The organism is Pedobacter antarcticus, assembly GCF_900103515.1.
In the GTDB taxonomy this organism is placed as follows: Bacteria; Bacteroidota; Bacteroidia; order Sphingobacteriales; family Sphingobacteriaceae; genus Pedobacter; species Pedobacter antarcticus.
On sequence record NZ_FNGZ01000004.1, the window covers coordinates 172022 to 192688 of the forward strand.

The 20667-nt window shown below is 35.7% G+C and carries 17 protein-coding genes; 1 reads left to right on the forward strand and 16 read right to left on the reverse strand.

The window, feature by feature from the left end; all coding sequences use genetic code 11:
- Position 1: 1 nt before the first annotated feature.
- From BLR53_RS10650 to BLR53_RS10690, 9 genes are all read right to left on the reverse strand, one after another.
- Positions 2 to 1750, reverse strand: coding sequence for a polysaccharide biosynthesis protein (locus tag BLR53_RS10650; RefSeq protein WP_425312220.1), 1749 nt, complete (start codon positions 1748 to 1750; stop codon positions 2 to 4).
- Between the two features lie 317 nt (positions 1751 to 2067).
- Positions 2068 to 3171 (reverse strand): DegT/DnrJ/EryC1/StrS family aminotransferase, encoded by a 1104-nt coding sequence (locus BLR53_RS10655; RefSeq protein ID WP_280513383.1) that lies wholly within the window; start codon positions 3169 to 3171, stop codon positions 2068 to 2070.
- 58 nt (positions 3172 to 3229) lie between these two features.
- The gene (locus BLR53_RS10660) at positions 3230 to 3838 is read right to left on the reverse strand and encodes an acetyltransferase (RefSeq protein WP_074589481.1); all 609 of its coding nucleotides are present in this window, start codon (positions 3836 to 3838) and stop codon (positions 3230 to 3232) included.
- A complete protein-coding gene (locus BLR53_RS10665) occupies positions 3839 to 4441 on the reverse strand; it encodes a sugar transferase (protein ID WP_074589485.1) in 603 nt (200 codons plus the stop codon).
- Complete coding sequence (locus BLR53_RS10670; RefSeq protein ID WP_074589490.1) at positions 4441 to 5607, reverse strand: glycosyltransferase family 4 protein; 1167 nt, start codon at positions 5605 to 5607, stop codon at positions 4441 to 4443. Before BLR53_RS10670 ends, BLR53_RS10665 begins: the two co-directional genes overlap by 1 nt.
- A complete protein-coding gene (locus BLR53_RS10675) occupies positions 5607 to 6449 on the reverse strand; it encodes a polysaccharide pyruvyl transferase family protein (RefSeq protein ID WP_074589494.1) in 843 nt (280 codons plus the stop codon). The genes BLR53_RS10670 and BLR53_RS10675 overlap by 1 nt, the downstream gene beginning before the upstream one ends.
- Positions 6367 to 6933, reverse strand: coding sequence for a hypothetical protein (locus tag BLR53_RS10680; RefSeq protein WP_074589498.1), 567 nt, complete (start codon positions 6931 to 6933; stop codon positions 6367 to 6369). The genes BLR53_RS10675 and BLR53_RS10680 overlap by 83 nt, the downstream gene beginning before the upstream one ends.
- Before the next feature lies 1 nt (position 6934).
- Positions 6935 to 8098: a glycosyltransferase family 4 protein gene (locus BLR53_RS10685; RefSeq protein WP_074589501.1), complete on the reverse strand. Its 1164-nt coding sequence runs from the start codon at positions 8096 to 8098 to the stop codon at positions 6935 to 6937.
- On the reverse strand, positions 8089 to 9186 hold the full coding sequence (locus tag BLR53_RS10690; protein ID WP_074589504.1) for a glycosyltransferase: 1098 nt from the start codon (positions 9184 to 9186) through the stop codon (positions 8089 to 8091). The genes BLR53_RS10685 and BLR53_RS10690 overlap by 10 nt, the downstream gene beginning before the upstream one ends.
- A 17-nt stretch (positions 9187 to 9203) precedes the next feature.
- On the opposite strand from BLR53_RS10690, the gene BLR53_RS10695 reads away from it, so the two are divergent.
- Positions 9204 to 10646, forward strand: coding sequence for a glycosyl hydrolase family 28-related protein (locus tag BLR53_RS10695; protein WP_074589506.1), 1443 nt, complete (start codon positions 9204 to 9206; stop codon positions 10644 to 10646).
- Here BLR53_RS10695 and BLR53_RS10700 read toward each other — a convergent pair.
- The 7 genes from BLR53_RS10700 to BLR53_RS10730 form a co-directional block, all read right to left on the reverse strand.
- The gene (locus tag BLR53_RS10700) at positions 10636 to 12030 is read right to left on the reverse strand and encodes an O-antigen polymerase (protein ID WP_074589509.1); all 1395 of its coding nucleotides are present in this window, start codon (positions 12028 to 12030) and stop codon (positions 10636 to 10638) included. The two genes, BLR53_RS10695 and BLR53_RS10700, sit on opposite strands and share 11 nt — an antisense overlap.
- Before the next feature lie 436 nt (positions 12031 to 12466).
- Positions 12467 to 13360, reverse strand: coding sequence for a glycosyltransferase family 2 protein (locus BLR53_RS10705; protein ID WP_074589511.1), 894 nt, complete (start codon positions 13358 to 13360; stop codon positions 12467 to 12469).
- Between the two features lies 1 nt (position 13361).
- The gene (locus BLR53_RS10710) at positions 13362 to 14477 is read right to left on the reverse strand and encodes a polysaccharide pyruvyl transferase family protein (RefSeq protein WP_074589513.1); all 1116 of its coding nucleotides are present in this window, start codon (positions 14475 to 14477) and stop codon (positions 13362 to 13364) included.
- Positions 14474 to 15907, reverse strand: a complete 1434-nt coding sequence (locus BLR53_RS10715) for a lipopolysaccharide biosynthesis protein (RefSeq protein WP_074589515.1) — start codon at positions 15905 to 15907, stop codon at positions 14474 to 14476. The genes BLR53_RS10710 and BLR53_RS10715 overlap by 4 nt, the downstream gene beginning before the upstream one ends.
- A 45-nt stretch (positions 15908 to 15952) precedes the next feature.
- A complete protein-coding gene (locus tag BLR53_RS10720) occupies positions 15953 to 17257 on the reverse strand; it encodes a nucleotide sugar dehydrogenase (RefSeq protein ID WP_074589518.1) in 1305 nt (434 codons plus the stop codon).
- A gap of 36 nt (positions 17258 to 17293) precedes the next feature.
- Complete coding sequence (locus tag BLR53_RS10725) at positions 17294 to 18274, reverse strand: SDR family oxidoreductase (protein WP_074589520.1); 981 nt, start codon at positions 18272 to 18274, stop codon at positions 17294 to 17296.
- A gap of 16 nt (positions 18275 to 18290) precedes the next feature.
- Positions 18291 to 20660 carry a GumC family protein gene (locus tag BLR53_RS10730; protein WP_074589522.1) on the reverse strand — a complete coding sequence of 790 codons (2370 nt, stop codon included), beginning with the start codon at positions 20658 to 20660 and terminating at the stop codon, positions 18291 to 18293.
- Positions 20661 to 20667: the final 7 nt, after the last annotated feature.

Genomic DNA, 20667 nt, shown 5'->3' on the forward strand with positions numbered 1-20667 from the left:
GTTAAACTTTAGCGTCCAGGTTTTCGAAGATAGAGTTTTGACTCTTATATTCCTTAACCAGTTCTTTCATTAACTTTACAACCTGCATATCTTCAGACCTGCGTGCAGAATCAATGAGGTTATAGATCTGGTTTTGAATTTCATCAAACTCGTACTCGCGCACCTTACCGATCATAATTTTCGAGTGGTGCGTAGGCATCGTATTTTCGTTATCATTTAATAACTCTTCATATAACTTCTCACCAGGCCTCAAACCCGAATATTCAATGCGGATATCCTGATTAGGTACTAAACCAGCAAGCTGAATCATTTTTTCAGCGAGATCAACAATCTTTACTGACTTGCCCATGTCAAAGACAAAGATCTCTCCACCCTCACCCATACAACCGGCTTCCAATACCAGGCGACAAGCCTCAGGAATGGTCATAAAGTAACGTGTAATCTCCGGATGCGTCACCGTGATTGGCCCACCTTTTTCGATTTGAGCTTTAAACCTAGGGATTACAGAACCGTTTGAGCCTAATACATTACCAAAACGGGTCGTAATGAATTTTGTGATCGGTTTAACATCTAGATCATTAATATAACTCAATCCATTACTAAAAACATGGTCTTTATGATGCAGGGAGTTATTTAAAGACTGTACATAAATTTCAGCGATCCTTTTAGAAGCGCCCATTACGTTCGTCGGATTCACGGCTTTGTCGGTAGAGATCATCACAAACTTCTGCACGCCATATTTGACTGCTTTGTCTGCAATAGTTTTCGTACCCAACACATTCGTTTTAATAGCTTCGCTAGGGTTGTCTTCCATTAGAGGCACATGCTTATATGCGCCGGCATGATATACGTAGTGTGGCTTAAAAGTACTAAACAGATTTTCCATCCGCTTGTCATCTCTTACATCACCAATAAAGGCATGGAAGTTCTTATTCTTGGTACTTTCAGTAAGCTCCAGATACAGATCATGCAAACCAGTTTCACTCTGGTCACATAGAATTATTAGGCCGACATCAAACTTACTTAACTGCCTTACAATTTCAGATCCTATAGATCCGGCAGCTCCGGTAATTAAAATACGTTTATCTTTTAGTTGACTACCTATACCATCAATATCTATAGTGATAGATTTACGGTTCAATAAATCTTCAATATTCAGTTTTTTGATCTGTCCCGGCTGAATCTTACCACCCGTCCATGCATTCGGAGGTGGGATATTTAAGACTTTAATACCATTCTCCAGACAGATGTCAACAATATTAGCCTGTACATCGGCAGGTATCGAGTAAGTGGCGAATATAATTTCTTCTAACTCGTGCTTGGCGATAATCTGTTCCAGGTTCTTCGCATCCAGAATTATAATCCCCTCAATAGTTTTTCCTACTTTACGGGTGTCATCATCCACGAAGGCGACGATCCTTTTGTTCACTTTAGGATCATGATCAAATGTACGTTTCGTCAAAATACCAGCTTCACCGGCACCGTAGATCATTACTTTTACCTTATCCAGCTTCATGTTTTTGATATACATGAAGAAGTATTTAATCAATATGCGGTAGCTGATTAGCAAGCCGAAACAGGTTAGCGCATTTACTACAAGAACTGTTGTTGGAATCAAGGGATGTGAACCAGTGGCTACGAAAGCCATATTCACAACGAAGTATAAAGAATTTGAGAATAAAATAGAATATAAGATACGGAAAGAATCTTGTGCACTCGTGTAGCGAATAATTCCCGAGTAGCTTTTCATTATAACAAAAACTATAGCATTCAGAGAGGTTAATATCAATACATTTCTACTGAATTCTACATAATCTAAATGATTGAGATCAAAGTTTAGCCTAAGTAAATAGGCAAACGTAAGTGAAATAATACAAATCGCTAAGTCAAGCGTAAAAATTATCCAGCGAGGAACTATATTAATCTGTGTAAACAAAATGCTAGTTATTTATGTTAGTTAAATTTAGCTAAAAAATCGTACCAAAAATGATATTAATATAATTATATCTAAATAACGTCATGCTAAAGTTGCTTTTGGCAACTTTAGCATGACGTTATATTAGCATTCTATCGATTTGAGAATATACCTGCAAGAACCTTTTTTATGCGATCCAACTCTGTAACTGTTAGATTAGAACCAGAGGGTAAACATAAACCATTCTGGAACAATTTATCAGACACGCCATTTCTATAAAATGGTGCTCCATTAAACACAGGCTGTGCATGCATTGGCTTCCATAAAGGCCGACTTTCAATATTATCTTCTTGCAAAGCCAATCTGATTGTCTCCTTAGTCACCCCGCCCGACACCTTCGGATCTACCAAGATTGTACTCAACCAACGATTAGAGAAGTAACCTTCCGGCTCTTCCAGCATAGAAATCCCATCAAATGGAGCGAAGGCATCTTTATAAAAAGCCCAGTTTCTGCGCCTTAAATCAATATGTGCATTAAGCACTTCCATCTGTCCCCTTCCAATGGCGGCACAGACATTGCTCATTCTGTAATTATAGCCGATTTCACTATGTTGGTAATGTGGTGCGTCATCCCTGGATTGTGTAGCCAAAAACCGGGATTTCACGATATACTCTTTGTCGTCTGAGATAAGGGAGCCACCTCCAGAAGTCGTTATAATCTTATTTCCATTAAATGAGAGAACACCCATTAGGCCGAATGTACCCATTGCCTTTTGATTAATACTAGATCCTAAAGCTTCCGCAGCATCCTCCAAAACCGGAATGCCGTATTCGTTAGCTACAGCTAATATCTCATCCATTTTAGCAGGCATCCCATACAGATGGACAGGAATGATTGCCTTAGGTTTTTTACCACGGGCAATTCGATCATTAATAGCTTCTTTCAACAATACTGGGCACATGTTCCAGGTTTCTTCTTCGCTGTCTACAAATACCGGCGTTGCGCCAAGATAGGCGATAGGATTTGCTGAAGCAGAAAAAGTCATAGACTGACAAATCACCTCATCACCCGGTTTAACATCCAGCATAATTAAAGCTAGATGTAAAGCAGCTGTTCCTGAGCTTAGTGCAGCGGCATGCGTCGCACCAGTATAAGTAACTAAATCATTTTCGAAGCCATCCACATGAGGTCCTAGTGGAGCAATCCAATTGCTCTCAAATGCTTCGTTAATATATTTCTGTTCCGTTCCTCCCATGTGGGGAGATGATAACCATATTTTTGAGTTCATATCCTATCGTTGTTCAACTATAATTTTAAGGTTGATTGTACTTAATTATTTTGCCAGGGTTTCCGACCACCACTGCAAAGTCGGGTAAATCATTAATAATAACGGCACCAGCACCGATTATTGCCCATTTACCGATTTTTATGCCCTGTATAACCACAGCGCCAATTCCTACGTGCGTACCCTCACCAACAAAAACATTCCCAGCTATCCCTGCCTGAGGAGATATATGTACGAAGTCGCCGATAATACAGTCATGGTCTACAGAAGCCATTGTATTGATGATTGCATAGTTCCCAATCACTGTGCAAGAATTAATAGTCGCATTTGCCATGATGACCGTACCTACCCCAACCATTACACTATTAGCAACAGCAGCCTGCGGATGAGATATTACAGGAGTATTTCCCGTTAAATGTAATGAAAGCTGTTGACGAACTCTATTATTTCCGATTGCAAGGACAGCATTCTTCTGAGGTATTGACTCTATAAACTTAGAGAAGTTGCCATTTATAGGATACCCCATTAAAGAAGTTTTTTCAAGATCTTCATCCCATATTCCTTCTATCAGAATTTCAGATCTTTCCAAAAGATCTATAATTACTTTTGCATGGCCTCCTGCCCCTATAATATGCATTTATTTTCCTTTAAATTTCTCCATAGTAACTGATGTGTCCGAAGATATGCCTTCTTTAATGACTACTTTTTTTACTGTCAAAAATAAGATCTTCAAATCTAACCAAAAACTAACATGCTCAACATACCAAGTATCAAATTTAAATTTCTCATTCCAACTGATGGCGTTACGCCCATTGACTTGTGCCCAACCAGTAATCCCAGGCCGAACGTCATGGCGTCTCGCTTGTTCTTTTGAATAGAGTGGTAAATACTCAGGCAGCAGGGGCCGCGGACCTATAAGACTCATCTCTCCTTTCAATACATTGATCAATTGAGGGATTTCGTCAAGCGATGTTTTCCGAACAAAATGACCTATTGGCGTTAATCTGACTGCGTCTGATAATAAATGGCCATTCGAGTCGAGCTTATCATTCATCGTTTTAAACTTAATAATCTTAAATAATCTGCCCTTTCTTCCAGGACGGATTTGAAAAAAGAAGGGCTTGCCATCATTTGCAAAATAAAGAAAAGTAAAAACTAACAACAGTAGTGGACTGAGTAAAATTAATCCAAATGATGCTATAAGGAGGTCAAATAAACGTTTGACATAATTTCTATACATTATTGCAGTCCTTTCTTGTTTAATAGGTTTTTATATTCGTTTAACAGAGCATCCCATACAACATGTTGCTCATACCTATTTTGAATCATTGGTCTAGCGTTTGAACGTAATATTTCATAATAACTTTTGTCAGTTACAAAACGTAACATCGCATCTGAAATGGCTTTAACATCTTTAACGGGAATAATAGTTCCATTTAGACCTTCAACAATAATCTCATTACAGCCGTTTATATTAGAAACAATACTGGGTAATTCCATTGCACCAGCTTGTATAACCACATTTGGAAACCCCTCTCGATAACTCGGAAAAACTAAGGCATCGGATATTGAAAAATAAGGGCGTACATCAGTTTGAAATCCCACAGATATTATGTTAGGATTCGAATCAATTTCTGTTTTTATATAATCCTGTAACGGATCTAAATCTTCCTCTAAAGGCCCAACAAGAAGTAATTTAACGCCTTTTGATAATCCCAATTCTTTGGATAAGATTGAAAACCCTTCGACAAGTTCATTAATACCTTTATCTCCGACGAGTCGACCAACAAAAATAAAAACAAAATCGCTAGGATTTATTCCCAATCTTGCCCTTAAATCTTTAGTACTTTCTAATATATCACTGTCAACTGCAAAATGACGTAAATCCACTCCATTCACGTTGCCATTTGCAATCACTTTAAGGGGTTTAGAAGTAATTTTATATTTGATCAGATCATACATAACCCCCTGTCCTTCCGGATAAATATTTGTTGCTGACCAACAAAGTAAGCGATCCATTTGTATCAGTAGTTTCTGTGTAAAACCTTTTTTTACAGGAAAAATCAGCCCTGTAAAAGTATGCATTCTTATGGGGACGCCAGTGAGTTTAGCGGCCACCATACACAAAAGACCAGCTTTTGGAGTAATAGAGTGCACAATCACTGGCTTCTCTCTGTTAAAACATTTAATTAGCCGTAACAGAGATACTAAGTCTCGGGTTAGACTAATACCTCGTTCCATGTCTATTGCAATAGTTTTTACACCTTCGCGATCTCCAACTTTAGAAAGTAATTCGCCATCGGATGAAAGGCCTATAATTTCGAAATAATTTGATAAAAATTTGAGCTGTCCCTTTAAGAGTACATCCAGGGATAATGGTATTGTTGAAGTACGGATTATTTTCATTACAAATATAAAGCTCGTATATCACTAATCAATCTGTTTCTACTTTCTGCAACTAAGTTCATTGACTCGTGTAATGATTTTTTAATATTGCTGTAATTCTCAATAGCATCATCAAACATCTCAATCAAACTCTCTGCATCGACCTCATGAATTTGTATAACATACTGCTCAAGAGAAAAATCACCCATAATTCCCTTGGCTTTATTGCCTCCGTATCCAATTGCTATTGACGGCACCAGCGACGTTAGTGAGAAAATTATTGAATGAAATCGAGTACCTACAAAAAAGTAAAAATTGGAATACAGGGCTTTTAAAACATCACACGTTATATTTTCATCAATCCAAACAACATTAGGGTGCTTAACTCGAGTCAAAAGTTCTCGTATAGCATTACGGTCGTCTTCGTGCGAATTTGGTCCTAGGGACTGATTGCAAAGCGCAACTTTATAACCTTTCTCCAAAATATGATTAGTTAATTTTTCCACGCTACTGATATAGTTTTCATAACGCTCTTTAGGATTTGAATGACCGGGAAATCGCCACGGTCTTATAGTTATTCCAACGATCTTATCTTCTTCAGATAAATTGTAATCTTTTAGGATTTTCAACGCTTCATCCTGAGAACCTTGCTCAAGAAAGAAACCTAAATCCATCTCAACAGGTATTTTTTTATCTAACAGCTCCCCAAGACTTGCAGCAGACACATATTCCCTAGCATATACGAGATCTAGCTTATTGAAGACTTTTCTTACCTGACTCTTAACTGTCAAGCCATCGAAAGGTCCATATGAGTTTGGTAAAAAAAACGACTTCTTTCCCCATAGCTTTCGCCAACCGAACATAAAATAAGAAATACCACATCAGATATGGTGCAGTTTTTTCTCCATAAGCATGGATAAACCCACCACCTTTAACAAAAATAGTCTTCGCTTTATGAAACTCCTCAACTGTCCGATATGTTCTAGCGTCAAAATGCTTTTTTACTTTATCCAAATCTTTACATATCCGAATAAGGAACCATGTATTATAAAAATCGACCCCTGCATTCCTAATTTGCTTGATTAGTTCGAACTTTGACTCTTTTATATGTTCGCCGCTCTTATGCCGGCCGCGACGAGGATGTTTGAGAATGTTTTCCAACAGTTTAAATCCGCGATCTTCAGATTGTTTACATAATAATTTTCTTTCCTCATCAGTATCTCCAGCGTCTAAGATGAGAATCTCATCATAGAGGCCAGTATCTTTAGCCAATCTCCAGCTTTCCCACACTAAAGCTTGATCCCCTTTATTAAGGTCTGTTACTCCTGGTACAATTATAGCGTTCATCTTAATTCTTGATTTCTTTTTTTATCTTTTGTAAAAACTGATATCTCGTTTTGTTAATCGTTTCAAAAATATAATCTTTGGAGCGAATGAAATTACTCTTACTCATTTCTTCCAACGTCTCTCTATCTTTCAACACCTTATCAATCAATTCACTTAATCTATTACTGTCTTTCACATTATATGTATAATTTTCAGGAATTAACTCAGGAATACCCCCGGCATTAGAAGCAATAACAGGACATGCCCTCGACATTGCCTCAATAACACTTCTGGGCAATCCTTCGGTTAGTGATGGCTGTACATACAAATCAAGTTCATCAAGAAAATTGTAAATTTTTTCTCTTTCATTTATCCTACCTAGGAGTATTACTTTATTCTCCAGGTGAAACCGGCTAATAAGTTGTTTGATCCATCTGGTATCTCCCCCACCTACGATGTAAAATTCAAAATTTATGGTAAGTTTCTTGAGGGCGTCAAAAAGAACTTTATATCCTTTATAAGGCAGAGCAACGTTACCTATCATACCTAATCTAAAAAAGGGTTTTATAATTTTCAGATAACGAATATGTTGGAACAGTACATCATCATCAAACCTATTAATTACAACGTTTGAAGCATTGATTTGCTGATTAGGATTGGGATATCGTCGTTGCAGATAATTTTCGGTAACATACACCGCTGCTTTTGCTTTACTGATAGCTTGCCTATTTTGTGCGGATATAACAGGGGCTAGCAATTTACCTTGAAAACTGCCAAAAAACCACATACTATCGTACGCGCAGCCTACAACTTCGACAAAATATTTTTTATTGAATTCATTACATAATGCAGCTGCTATTACCCCTATATTAGAAGGTAACCTTAATACTATATAGTCTGAATTCTGAATATAAGGTTTTAATTTTTCGATGATTTTTTTCTTATATCTGAAATAGTCCAGGCCCCCTTTAATCTCATAAAACAAATCAAAGGTAACATGCTCTGCGTTTGCACTCTTATGTTTATGTAATTCGTCGTTTAGTTCTACACCTCGGCCGATAACGGTAAGATTACCATAGTTGTCCGTGAAACGAGACCAAACATCTGCAGTCAAGGTGCCAGAAGTAAAAACATTTTGACTTTGGTCTACATAAAATGGATGATCATTAATAAAAACTATTGACATTCGAATCGTTTGTAGAACTGTTGAAATAATCTTTTTGAATCATAATTCTTTATAACCCAATCTTTAAGGTCTTGATTTACACCAGATTTGTAGATTTTTAAAATTATATCAGCTGCTTTATTTGAATCTAGCGGATTAACTAAAAATGAATTTATGCATTCTGGTACAGTTTCTTTTATAGGTTCGATGTTAGATGCAACTACTGGAACACCCATCAGCATAGCTTCAATTAAGGCATTGGGCTGCCCTTCAGTGAGGGAGGGAAAATAATAACAGTTCATTGTATTTAAAAATATTGGAATATCGCTTCTATTTTCAAACAGCAATATCCGATCACTGTACTCAGTTCTATCTATGACTTCTTGTAAATTATTTTTAACGCCGTTTCCACAAAGGATGAAATAAATGTCAGATTTAGCCGCGACCAATTTTAAAGCGACTTCGATAACTGTCTCATGATTCTTAGCCACATTATATCTCCCCGTATGTCCTATTACGAAAGCGCTTTGAGGAATATTCAATTCTTTCCTTAAGTTGTCCCCGTTTCTAACATCGAATTTTAAAGAATCTATTCCGTTATATATAACTTCAAAACGCTGATCTTTCTGCCACTGATGAGTGTAGAAGAAGTTAAGTGCCGCTTTCGAATTGGATAAGATATCCGTCGCACAACTATAGACTAATTTTTTAGAAAAGTTATTATATTTACTTTTAAAAAAGCTAGATTTAAAATGATCTGTTGACCCTCTGTAAAATGCAATTCTTTTCTTTATACCTGCGAGTTTTGCCAGGTACAGAATTACTCCCGAAAAATTACCCGTAAAGTCACAGACTGCATCAGGATTATTTGAAATCAAAAAAGATTTTAATTTCAAATAATGAATAGGGTTTATGAAACTGATCCTACTCTTTACAATCTTGACATTGTATATGGATCGATACCTGTTCTCTAACTGTCCTCCAATACCTCCCTTACAAAAAACAGTAATTTGGCTGAATTGTTGATGTTTCTCTTCAATAAAGCGTAGCAAGTAATTTTCAATTCCTCCGCTTTGCAAACTGGTTACAAAAAAAATAACATTAATCATTAATCATCATATATAAAATGAAGTTCGAATTTTATTTAGCCATTTTTTTATTAGTTCTTGGAAAATCTTTCATAGGTCAATCTAATAGTTTCTCAGTAAAGGATTATGGTGCTATCGGCGATGGAAAGCACGACGATTTACTAGCTATTCAGAAAACATTTGACGTTGCTAAAAATACAAAAAATAGTACAATATACTTTGAAAAAGGAAAACAATATCTAATTTCAAAGCCAATAAAACTGTACTCTAATCTCAATGGCAATGGCTCCGCCATAAAATCGAACTCAACTCAAGCATTATCCATAATTTCCCCTAATATAAAAATTGAAAATGTGACTATTTCAGGTCCTGCATTTAAATATTTGCGAATAGACCAGAATAACATAACTCTGAATAATTGCAATATAAGTGCCAACATTTATTTTGCCTTATTAATAATAAATGCCAATTCATTTACATTGACAAATAGTACTTTGAAAAACAACTTTACAAAAGAGAAGAGTTATGCTTTACATTCATCTAGCGGCGTACAGGACATTCAGATAATCGGCAATAAAATATATGGAGGGATAATTTTTAAAAATAACTCCCAACGGAATAGCGGAGGATTTTTATTTGAAGATAATGATTTCAGCCTGGACTATAGTGGATTGCCACAAAGTGTCAAGCTGCAAAATGACGCGTTCACTTTTTATAGCAATACTAATGTACAGTTTATCAATAACAGGTTTAAAGCCGTTGATATTAATAGATTATTTAAAATATCTGCAAATGCTGCAAAAGATAATGCGAATACTATGAAAGTGACAGGCACTTCTCCTGACAACTTCAGATTTGAGGGAAATGTAATTGACGCCACATCGTCTAACGGAAAGCAATTATTTGATTTTTATATTGGCACTAAGAATGTGACTTTGAGCAATAACACTATCACGGCCAAAGGCTTCAGTACACTTTTCGAAAACAAGACGAAAATAAACATGGGTGAACGGCTCTTTTCGCTAGTCGGCAATACTATAAATTTCGACTCAGAAATATTGTACTTTGATGGTCAAGGCAAAAGCAACCTCGTATTGAACGCTATTGAAATCAAAAATAATACTTTCAACTATGATTCGCAGGCATTCAAATTCATGTCGAGAAGAGCAGGGCAGTCCAATGATCTTAAATTTAACTTTGTATTTAATGTTAGAAATGTAGACCGTTTTATTTATGATAATAACAAACTAAAACAGAGCAATAATAATTTAGATTTCTCAAGTAGATATTTCTTTTATATCGCAAATTCTATAGAAGTCGGGATTACAAACAGCTCATACATAGGTGGTCTAAAATTTGAACCATTGAGAGAAAACTCTGTTGTTAAAACTGTAAACAATACAGTTCTAAAAACCAATTTTAAAAACACGATAATTACCAGTAAAGACAATAAAATTAAATATCAATCATTTAAGAACTAATAAGCCTCTTTTTGAAACCCTTATACTCAACAAAATAGCAAATTACGAGTAAATAGACAATGTCTCTTAAAGGCATTAGAAACTGAGCTCTGTTAATATAAATAGCTGTTGAAGTAATTACAATTAAAATTAGAAAATATTTATCTGAATGTTTTTGCAAAGCGTTGAAACTTACCTTGCTTGTAAAATATCCATAAAAGAACATGATTAGGAAAACTCCAAAGATTCCAAAATTGATATAGATATCTGAAATAATTTCCGTCCCCTCCCCATAAGTGATGTTATTACCTTGCCCGATATATGTAAATAGACGACTTGATGCAGTAAACTCGGTCGGTATATTATAAAATTGAATGAAGAGCCCCGAAGCAAATGGGATGAGACCTAAAAAACCTATAATAAACTGTAAACCATACATGTAATCGATATTCGATGGGAAATAGGTTAGAGCTCTATACATTATCCTTACACTCGTGGCCAATTCCTCTGTTGGGTTGGTTTCCGAGTTTTGCAATTTTTCCAACCCTGCTTCAAATATATTGCCGTCTTCAACGCTTCTTCCTAAACCTATAACAGATAACAATAAAGCACCAGTACAAATTAGGAAAAGAAGACTTCCCAAACTTATTCTCTTTACAAACACGCCAAAACATAGCATAATTACGATTACAACCTGCATAAAAGGTCCTCTATCCCCAATAAGCATAAAAGTAAGCGTATAAAGAAGAAGGATAGACAAAAACATTATATTACCAATTAATATACTTGAAATGGTAACCCTTTTCAATTCCTTGAAAAAGACAAATATCCTAAAATAAAGGCTCACTCTAAGTATAATCATAAAATAAGACGCTCCTTCACCCCAAGATCCCATACCATCGTGAGAACCATTTAATAGTGATCCCCCTGCTAAACCGTAAAACCCAATGAAAGAAATTAATAAAATATTATCTAGTTTTTTAATGCTATAAGCACTTCTTATCGGATTGAGTTTGTTTTTCACTCTCTTAGAATTTGATATAGTTGATAGAGTGGATCCAATCATCCATAAATGAATAGAGAACGAACTTAGCCATGTCGCATAATTCACTACTTCTTTGTTCAACCAAACAAATGATGGATTACTAGGCTCTATACCAAAACTAAATAGAAAAGGGATTTGGAAATGCACAATTAGGTACCCAATGAGGAATAACGTCTCAAATCTGACCCATGTCGGATATAATTTAATAAAAGTAAATAGATAAAGGGCTATTGAGATAATTGAGATGAATGAATATGCAAAGTTCTTCCCCGTATCCATCGGTTCATTTAAATTAGGAATAAAAATGCAGATGAATACTGATACTAGGATTAAGTATGCTAATAAATTTTTATATCTCATTGATTATATTTTAAGTTAAATATTGGCATTAATCCATCTAGGAACTTTTCTCAAAATCTTCTCACTCCTTGTAAGGATAGCCTAATTATTTATGTTCAAGTTTATTCGAGTTAGTTAATATAATAATTTCCAATTAACTCCGACCACCTCGCTTCGCAATGAACAATCAAACCCTGTATTTCTTTAATTTCAATAGCAAATGTCATATTTTGAACTTTCTAGATATACATATTGACTTGCCGACAAACCAACAGTCTCAATTTAATTAACAACGCGACGATTAGACATCTGGCGTTAGATCTACCATATAATAGGAAACTAATACCTTTATCAAGATAGGCTCTAAGCTAATAGCCTAATTTTTATTTTAAGTTTCTAACTATATTGAAGCAGGTAAATCTGAAACAGTTTTGACTATATCCTATTCATATTGTGATTATAATCGAATGATTATTTTCTTCAATAATGTTGGTAAAAAGGATGTCGATTTTAATATCCTCCACTGAGTTTTTGATAAATGCATCTTGTGTGAGTGCTTCATCTTACTATTTCTTGAGTAATATCCTTTAATAGCTCGAGTATTGAAATATGAGATATACCTTTTTAGCTTCAATTTATTCTCATCGTCCATTGTTCTAAAAATATCAAACTGTGCTATTTTCTCATAGAGGGACAAATAATGATCCTGGCAAGTTGAAGTGTTTTTGGTTAAAGAATTTGAGTCATCCAGAATATAAATCGATAGTATCTTTCTGATGTAGTAGGGCGACTTATCTATGCAGCAGATTTTGTACCATACCTCTCTATCTTCTGAATTATTTACACCTTCCCTAAAACGCAAATCAGGGTATTTATGAAAAAAATGCTTACTGACGCATACAGTACTTGTGTGGATTCTCAGCCCGTTTAAAAGATCATTAAATACATTATCTAATCTACCTTCAGTATCGTATAGTTGGGCAAACTTTTTCGTCCCTTTTTTCGATACATAACCAGAAATCACCCAATTAATACTTTGGGTTTTGATCACTTTTGCATATTCTTCCAAGTGATTAGCCACCCACGTATCGTCGCCATCTAAAAAGGTAATCCATTCTTCTTTTGATTCAAATATGCCTCTGTTACGTGCAGATGATACACCGCCATTCGGTTTATCAATTATCCGGATTCTTGAATCACTAATATCCTGCACAATAGACAAACTATCGTCAGTCGATCCATCATTGACAATTATTATTTCAAAATTCGGATTGGTCTGACCAAGAACTGAATTCACTGTTTCAAGAATGAAAGACCCTTTATTATAAAGTGGTATGATTACTGAAAACATACTATATATTAATTGCGCTGAAGTTTAACTTAGCTTGTTCCACCTTTTCTGAAAGCAAAGATAATTTCGGGAACAGATTACGATTAGATATCCATCCTAAGATGATATCAGTTTTTTCTTCAATATCAAATTCCGCATCATAGATGCGCGCATCATCATTCTGTCCTATATCTTCTAGGAAATCAGAGCATTTTTTATGATATTCTACTAACATGAAAGGTGTTTGTCCAAAGCATGCAAAAATAGCGGCGTGCAATCTCGTCGCTATCACAGTATCACATGAATTGATATCATGCCAGGTCGCCCGCGTTACCTCATTGTATTCAATAATCTCATATTTTTTTGGCTGGACATTCTGTATAATTTCTAAAGTTAGTTCTCTATCTCCATTTTTAACATTACCATTTATAATGTAAAACTTGAACAGAATATCCTCCTTTTGATTCAAGAGTTTTATCAAATTGATTATTTGAGAATTTCTCCTTTTTTCATTTTGCACATTTCCATTTCGATGTAATGATTCGTACGGGCACACGCTGATACCAATGGTTTTTTGAGCATTCGAAGCTCTGTCGATATAATTATATCCATACATTTCCGGCATTAAAGCTGCAAGATCAAATGCATTGACCGGCTGGTAAGGTGTATCTAATGACTTTACATAGTCGTAAGATCTTTTGTCACGCAAAGCTATAAAGTCAATCTCCTTTAAATATTTCTGAACAGCTTTTTCATCACTAATTGTTTTAAATGGTCCAACAGATACACCAATCGCACCTATTTTTATTCTCTTTCCCTTATTCTTAAGGTCTATAGCATATTGTTTGGCATTATTTGCATCTAATTTGCTATGTATCGTTGAGCCCCCCGCCGAGATTAAATAATCCGTATTGCGGACTAATATTTTCTTTTGCAAGTGATAGGTTTTAGGAAACTCTATGGGATAGCCTTTTATATCCATTATAGTTCTAGGCAATTTGGATTTCATTCCCAAGAATCTATTGTTTCTTTTTTTCCAGAAAGTGTCAGCTCCCCAGGACACGACTTCAACAAAAGCATCGTCACCAGTATTTAAATGGCCGTAGTAACCAGTAAATAATATGTCTGAATGTATCATCTTTTTAAAATCATTTTTATATCGTTAAGTAATGCTTTATTGAAAATCAGCATTAGCGGTAAATAAAAAATTGTATAAACCGATATATTAAAGAGTATTGAAATGTAATTATTAAATTTATAGAACCAAAATTCATTGGCAACATAAGTTAAAGCATAGGGAATTACAGAAATCAGAATTACGTTGAAACTGTGAAGGATTTGTTGGTGTATACTATAATTAATCAGCTTACCACTAAAATATCCGTTTAAGTAAGCAAAAAATATATTGGTAATGCACAATGACCAAACAATCGCGTTAATTCCAAACGGTATGCATACCAATAAAAATACTACTCCAATTATTTTTTTAATTAATTCTACACGTAGGAATAGATCGGTCCTTCCTTTGACCTTTAATATATTGAGATTATAAGTTCCTAAAGGCAAAAATACTGATGCTATACAGAGAATTTGGAAATACGGAACAGAAGATATCCACTTTTCTCCAAATACAACAAGGAATAAGGGTTTAGCTATTAAAATAAGCATTATCATTAATACCGAAGAAAACGATAACACCAGACGCGTTGACGAAATATAAGCTTTTTTAAGTCTCGCATCATCATTTTTTATACTTGCGAATAATGGAAAAGCAACTCGGTTTAAAATCGATGATAACTGATTTACTGGAAAAAGACGGAGACTGTCCGCCTGGGTAAAATACCCGACGCTGGTTGTTGAAAATCTTTTACCTATAATTACTTTATAAAGGTTGATGTAAATTGTATTTAGAATACTAGATAAAGTAAGTTTATATCCATAATCAAAATGATATTTGAATATAGATTTGTCGAATATCAATTTAGGCCTCCATTTATAAAAAAGCCACAGAAATAATGAAAAAGAAGCAGCTTGAGCAAGATTCAATCCTACCAAGCTCCATACTCCAAAACCCTTGAAAGCCATCAGTACACCTACGCCAGCACTTATAATTACGGATGGTAGCTGATAAATAAACTGGGATTTAAAATTTAATTCCTTCGTGAACTTAGCTAACTGTACAACGTTAAATGAAGAAATGATAAAAACCAAAGAATAAGCCCTTAATAGACTAGTTAAGATTTCTTGCCGATAAAAATCAGCTACAAAAGGTGCCAAAACGTAAGCGAGACCGAATAGGAGTACACTGATCCCGACATTCGTAATAAAAACAGTCCCATAATCATTCTCGGTATTCCTATCATTACGGACAAGAGACGACGTCATTCCACTATCGCTGAGGCTCTGTCCCAGAGCTACAAAAACAGTAATCATTGCAATCAGACCAAAATCCGACGGTAATAAAAGTCTGGCTAAAATAATCTGAACACCAAGATTTATAAGTTGTACACTGAACTGTTGTATGAAGGTCCAGACAACACTCTTTTTTGCTTGCTTTACTAAACTCATATAACAGATTTAAAAGCAAAATATTTCATTCTCACTTTTAAACGCCTACAGCCGTGAGTCACATTCTTTTAGAATGCCTTTTACATCATAGATTATTCCGCCTTCTTTCAAATATAGTTTGAGATCAATATCCAGGAACTCATTATGTGCAACGGTCAATACGATGGCGTCATATTTTTCTCCTGTTTCAATTTCCGAATGAGATTCAAGATTGTACTCGTATTTAACCTCTTCCGGATTTGCCCATGGATCGAAGGTGAATATTTCCACCGAATAATCTGCCAACGCGCGAATTACATCGACTGCTTTAGTATTTCTTACATCAGGACAATTTTCCTTAAAGGTGATGCCGAGATTTAAGATTTTAGCCCCATTTACGTTAATATTTTTATTAATCATAGTTTTAACAACCTGAGAGGCAACGTACTGTCCCATTGAATCATTGAGTCTACGACCAGCTAAAATGATCTCAGGATGATAGCCGTGTTCTTGTGCTTTTTGCGCCAAGTAATATGGATCAACACCAATACAGTGACCGCCAACAAGTCCTGGTTTAAAAGGTAAAAAATTCCATTTAGTACCCGCAGCTTCTAATACCGCATGGGTATCAATATCCAAAATGTTAAATATTTTAGCCAACTCATTGACAAAAGCAATGTTAATATCCCTTTGGGAATTCTCAATTACCTTGGCAGCTTCAGCGACACGGATTGTAGGGGCAAGATGAGTTCCGGCCGTAATAACCGTTTTGTATATATCGTCTACGACTTTACCAATCTCCGGTGTAGAACCGGAAGTGACCTTTAGGATCTTTTCGACAGTATGTTCTTTATCTCCAGGGTTAATTCGCTCCGGAGAGTAGCCCGCAAAGAAGTCAACATTAAACTTTAACCCTGATACACGTTCTAATACGGGTATACATTCCTCTTCAGTTACTCCGGGATAGACAGTAGATTCATATACTACAATATCTCCCTTTTTCAGTACTTTACCTACTGTCTCAGACGATTTATACAATGGCGTTAAATCGGGTCGATTGTTTTTATCTACAGGTGTAGGAACTGTTACTACGTAAAAGTTAGCCTCTTCTAAATCGCTCAACTGATTGGAGAAATAAAGCCCACTGAAAGTATCTGAAATATTTTCAGTCTGCATCAAAAAAGGATTTTCAGCAACGAGAACAGATTGTAAAATATCTTTTTCAACTTCCAAAGTAGAATCCTTACCTGCACGCAATTCTTCAATTCGCTTTTGGTTAATATCAAAACCCACTACCCGATATTTTGTAGCAAATAAACGTGCCAATGGCAATCCAACATAGCCTAAACCTATAACAGCAATTTTTTTCATTATTTTAAGTACCCAATATTTATAAAATTGATTCTTTTATTTTAAGTTTTCCCAGTACCAGTTTACTGACTCTCTCAAACCTTCTTCAATATCATGGCTGGGTTTATATCCCAAAAGATCTTTTGCCTTGTCTATTGATGCTAAAGAATGTGGAATATCTCCCTGGCGAGCAGGCCCATAATTTATTTCAACATTTGCAATCCTTCCGTCGTAAACCTTCAAATATTCTTTAAGGTAGCCAACCAATTGATTTAGGGTGGTTCGATCTCCAACGGCGGTATTGTATGTCGTATTGCAAGCAACTGGATTATCAGTGAGCATTGCCAGCTCATTCATTTGAATCACATTATCGATATATGTAAAATCACGAGAATATTCACCCGTTCCGTTGATGACAGGGCTTTGTAGATCCATAAGTTGTTTCACGAATAAAGGAATAACAGCTGCATATGCCCCATTTGGATCCTGCCGGCGTCCAAATACATTGAAGTAACGCAAGCCTATGGTTTCTAAGCCATAAGTTTTTGAGAAAATATCAGCATATAATTCGTTTACATATTTTGTTATCGCATATGGCGATAATGGCTTTCCAATCACATCCTCAACTTTTGGTAAAGATTTGGAATCGCCGTAAGTAGACGAGCTAGCTGCGTATATAAACCGTTTGACTTTTGCATCTCTGGAAGCTACTAACATGTTAAGAAAACCGGATACGTTTACATCATTAGTAGTGATTGGGTCATTTATAGATCGCGGCACTGATCCTAGCGCGGCTTGATGCAAAACGTAGTCCACGCCAACACAAGCTCTAACACAATCATCAAGGCTCCGTATATCACCCTCGATAAGCTCAAAATCATCACGCGTCAAAAACGAGTCGATGTTGTGTCTATGTCCAGTCGAAAAATTATCAAGAACGCGAATATGATAATTCTTGTTTAAAAAGTATTCACATAGATTAGAGCCGATAAAACCTGCCCCACCTGTTATTAGAATCACAACCTTACTAGTACTCATAAAAATATATAAACAATTAAAAACGTTTGAACAATTCTCTAAAGGAAAGTTTAATTCCCTTACGTGTAATATCGTCAGAATAATAGCCGTACCCATACCCATAGCCGTAACTACCGCCCTGTTGCACTCCATTAAAGACAACGTTCATCTTTGGAAATTTACCGGTAGCATTTAACTTTTCAATACTCCTAATTTGCTGCTTAAAGGTAACCCCATATCTGACTATATAAATTGTTGCGTCTACGAGTCGGGCTAAAATCTGGGCATCAGTGACCAAGCCCACCGGCGGAGTATCTACAATGATCTCATCAAAATTATGTCTTAAATAAGCAAAAAGCTCTTCAATCTCACCGCCAAGAAACAATTCTGAAGGATTAGGAGGAATAGGTCCCGAACCGATTACCATTAGATTTTCATTAATGCCAGATGGTTGTATAATATCTTTAATCTCAGCTCTTCCAATAAGATAATTGCTTAAACCTATTTTGTTATTCAAATCCAAATATTTACTAACTTTAGGTTTACGAAGGTCGAGTTCCAGTAGAACGGTCTTTTTTCCTCCAAGTGCTAATGCAAAAGCAATATTAGTTCCAACAAAACTTTTTCCTTCTCCCGAAGTGCTCGACGTTAGCAAAGTAATTTTCCCCTGCCCACTATTCCGTTTGCCTTGTATATATTGCAAATTTGTCCTGATAGCTCTAAATTGCTCTGCAATGGCGGTACGCTTGCCAACCTGTACGACGATCGCATCCTTTCCGTCATGAAATACCAACTCACCAAGCAAAGGTACCGAAGTATACTTTGATATATCGGATGCCGTGATGATCTTATTGTTAATTAATTCCCTAATATAGATATACCCTACTGGAATCAAGATTCCTAATACCAAAGCGGCAAGGTATGTTAATGAACGTTTAGGTTTAACTGGGGTATCTGGAGAAAAAGCTACATCAATTACGCGACTGTCGGCAACAGACGATGCATAAGAAAGAGCCGCTTCTTCTTTCTTCTGAAGCAAATATAAATAAAGACTTTCCTTGATTCCTTGTTGTCTCTTTATGCTAATAAATTTTCGCTCCTGACCAGGAATTTTTCTAATGGACCCTTCGTATTGATTGTTATATGCGGTCAATTCACTTTTGGTATTTTGTAAAGAAGCCTTAATGTTCTGAATATTAGCTTTAATACCGGCACGAGTTGACTCTATCTGTTGATTAACCGATTCAAAAACAGGGTTACCAGGCTGGGTAGTGGCGAGAAGATTTATTTTTTTTAACTGTAACTCACCCAATTGGGTAATCTGACCAAGTATTACAGGATCATTTATCCCTAAAGTGCTTGGTAGTTTTTCTTGCGAACTCTCGGAGTTGACATATGATTGAATACCATAAATCACTCCTAATTGAAGATTAACTTCACTGAGCTTAGCATCATTAGCCTTCACATTTTCTAGATACGATTGTGCTTCAGAAGTAATATCGGTTAGTCCCTGACTGCTTTTGAAACCTTCGACATCTTTCTCGACCTCTACTAATTCTCCAGTAATTAGCTTCAATCGCTCATCAATAAACTGAATTGTACTCTGAGTAGTTCTATTCTTATCCGATAGCGCAGCCGCATTATACACCTGTATTAACGTATTTAATATATCCTTTCCTTTTTCAGGAACCGTACTTTGGAAAGTAAGCTTTAGTACTGTTGATTGCTTTGTAACTATGGTAATATTCAAATTAGCTAAACAATTAGCGACAACAACATCTGGATTAATAAATGAAACCGTAAACTTTCGATTTTTTTGCTTGTTAAAGTATGCAGTCTTATCTAATTTGTAAGTACCCAATTTATTTATTTGAAGTTGATTAAGAGCACCAGTTATCTTAATATTATTTTCAACATCCTCCAACGTATATTGGTCATCCTTTGGAAAACTCAAATTAAATTCTTTCCCAAAATACTCTTTTTTCATATCAAGAGTCTGAAATAGAACAGGTCTTGCACTATAAATATCTGAACTTACTATCCTCCCTTCAGACCTAAAATTCACGTTTAGATTCTCTCGCTTTACCACTTCTGCCATCAGTGTCTTGGACTTCAAAATCTCTATTTCGTTCTCAACAACTTTAGAGCCGCCGAAAAGATCCAACTGGTTTAGAATGTCCTGTGTAGGCGCGCCCTTTTTCTCGTCCTTTATCAGCAAGGTCGTCGTGATTTCATAAATTGGTTTAGTATACCTGAGGTATAAAAAAGCGATTGTCAGAGTCAGGATCAGGCCCAATACGAAAACAGGCCAATGATATAAATATTTTGATAAGATTTCGTTTAGATTGATGGTCTCCTCCTGCGTCATTTCCTCATCTTTCGAAACAGAGCTATTTAATATATTCATAAATCTC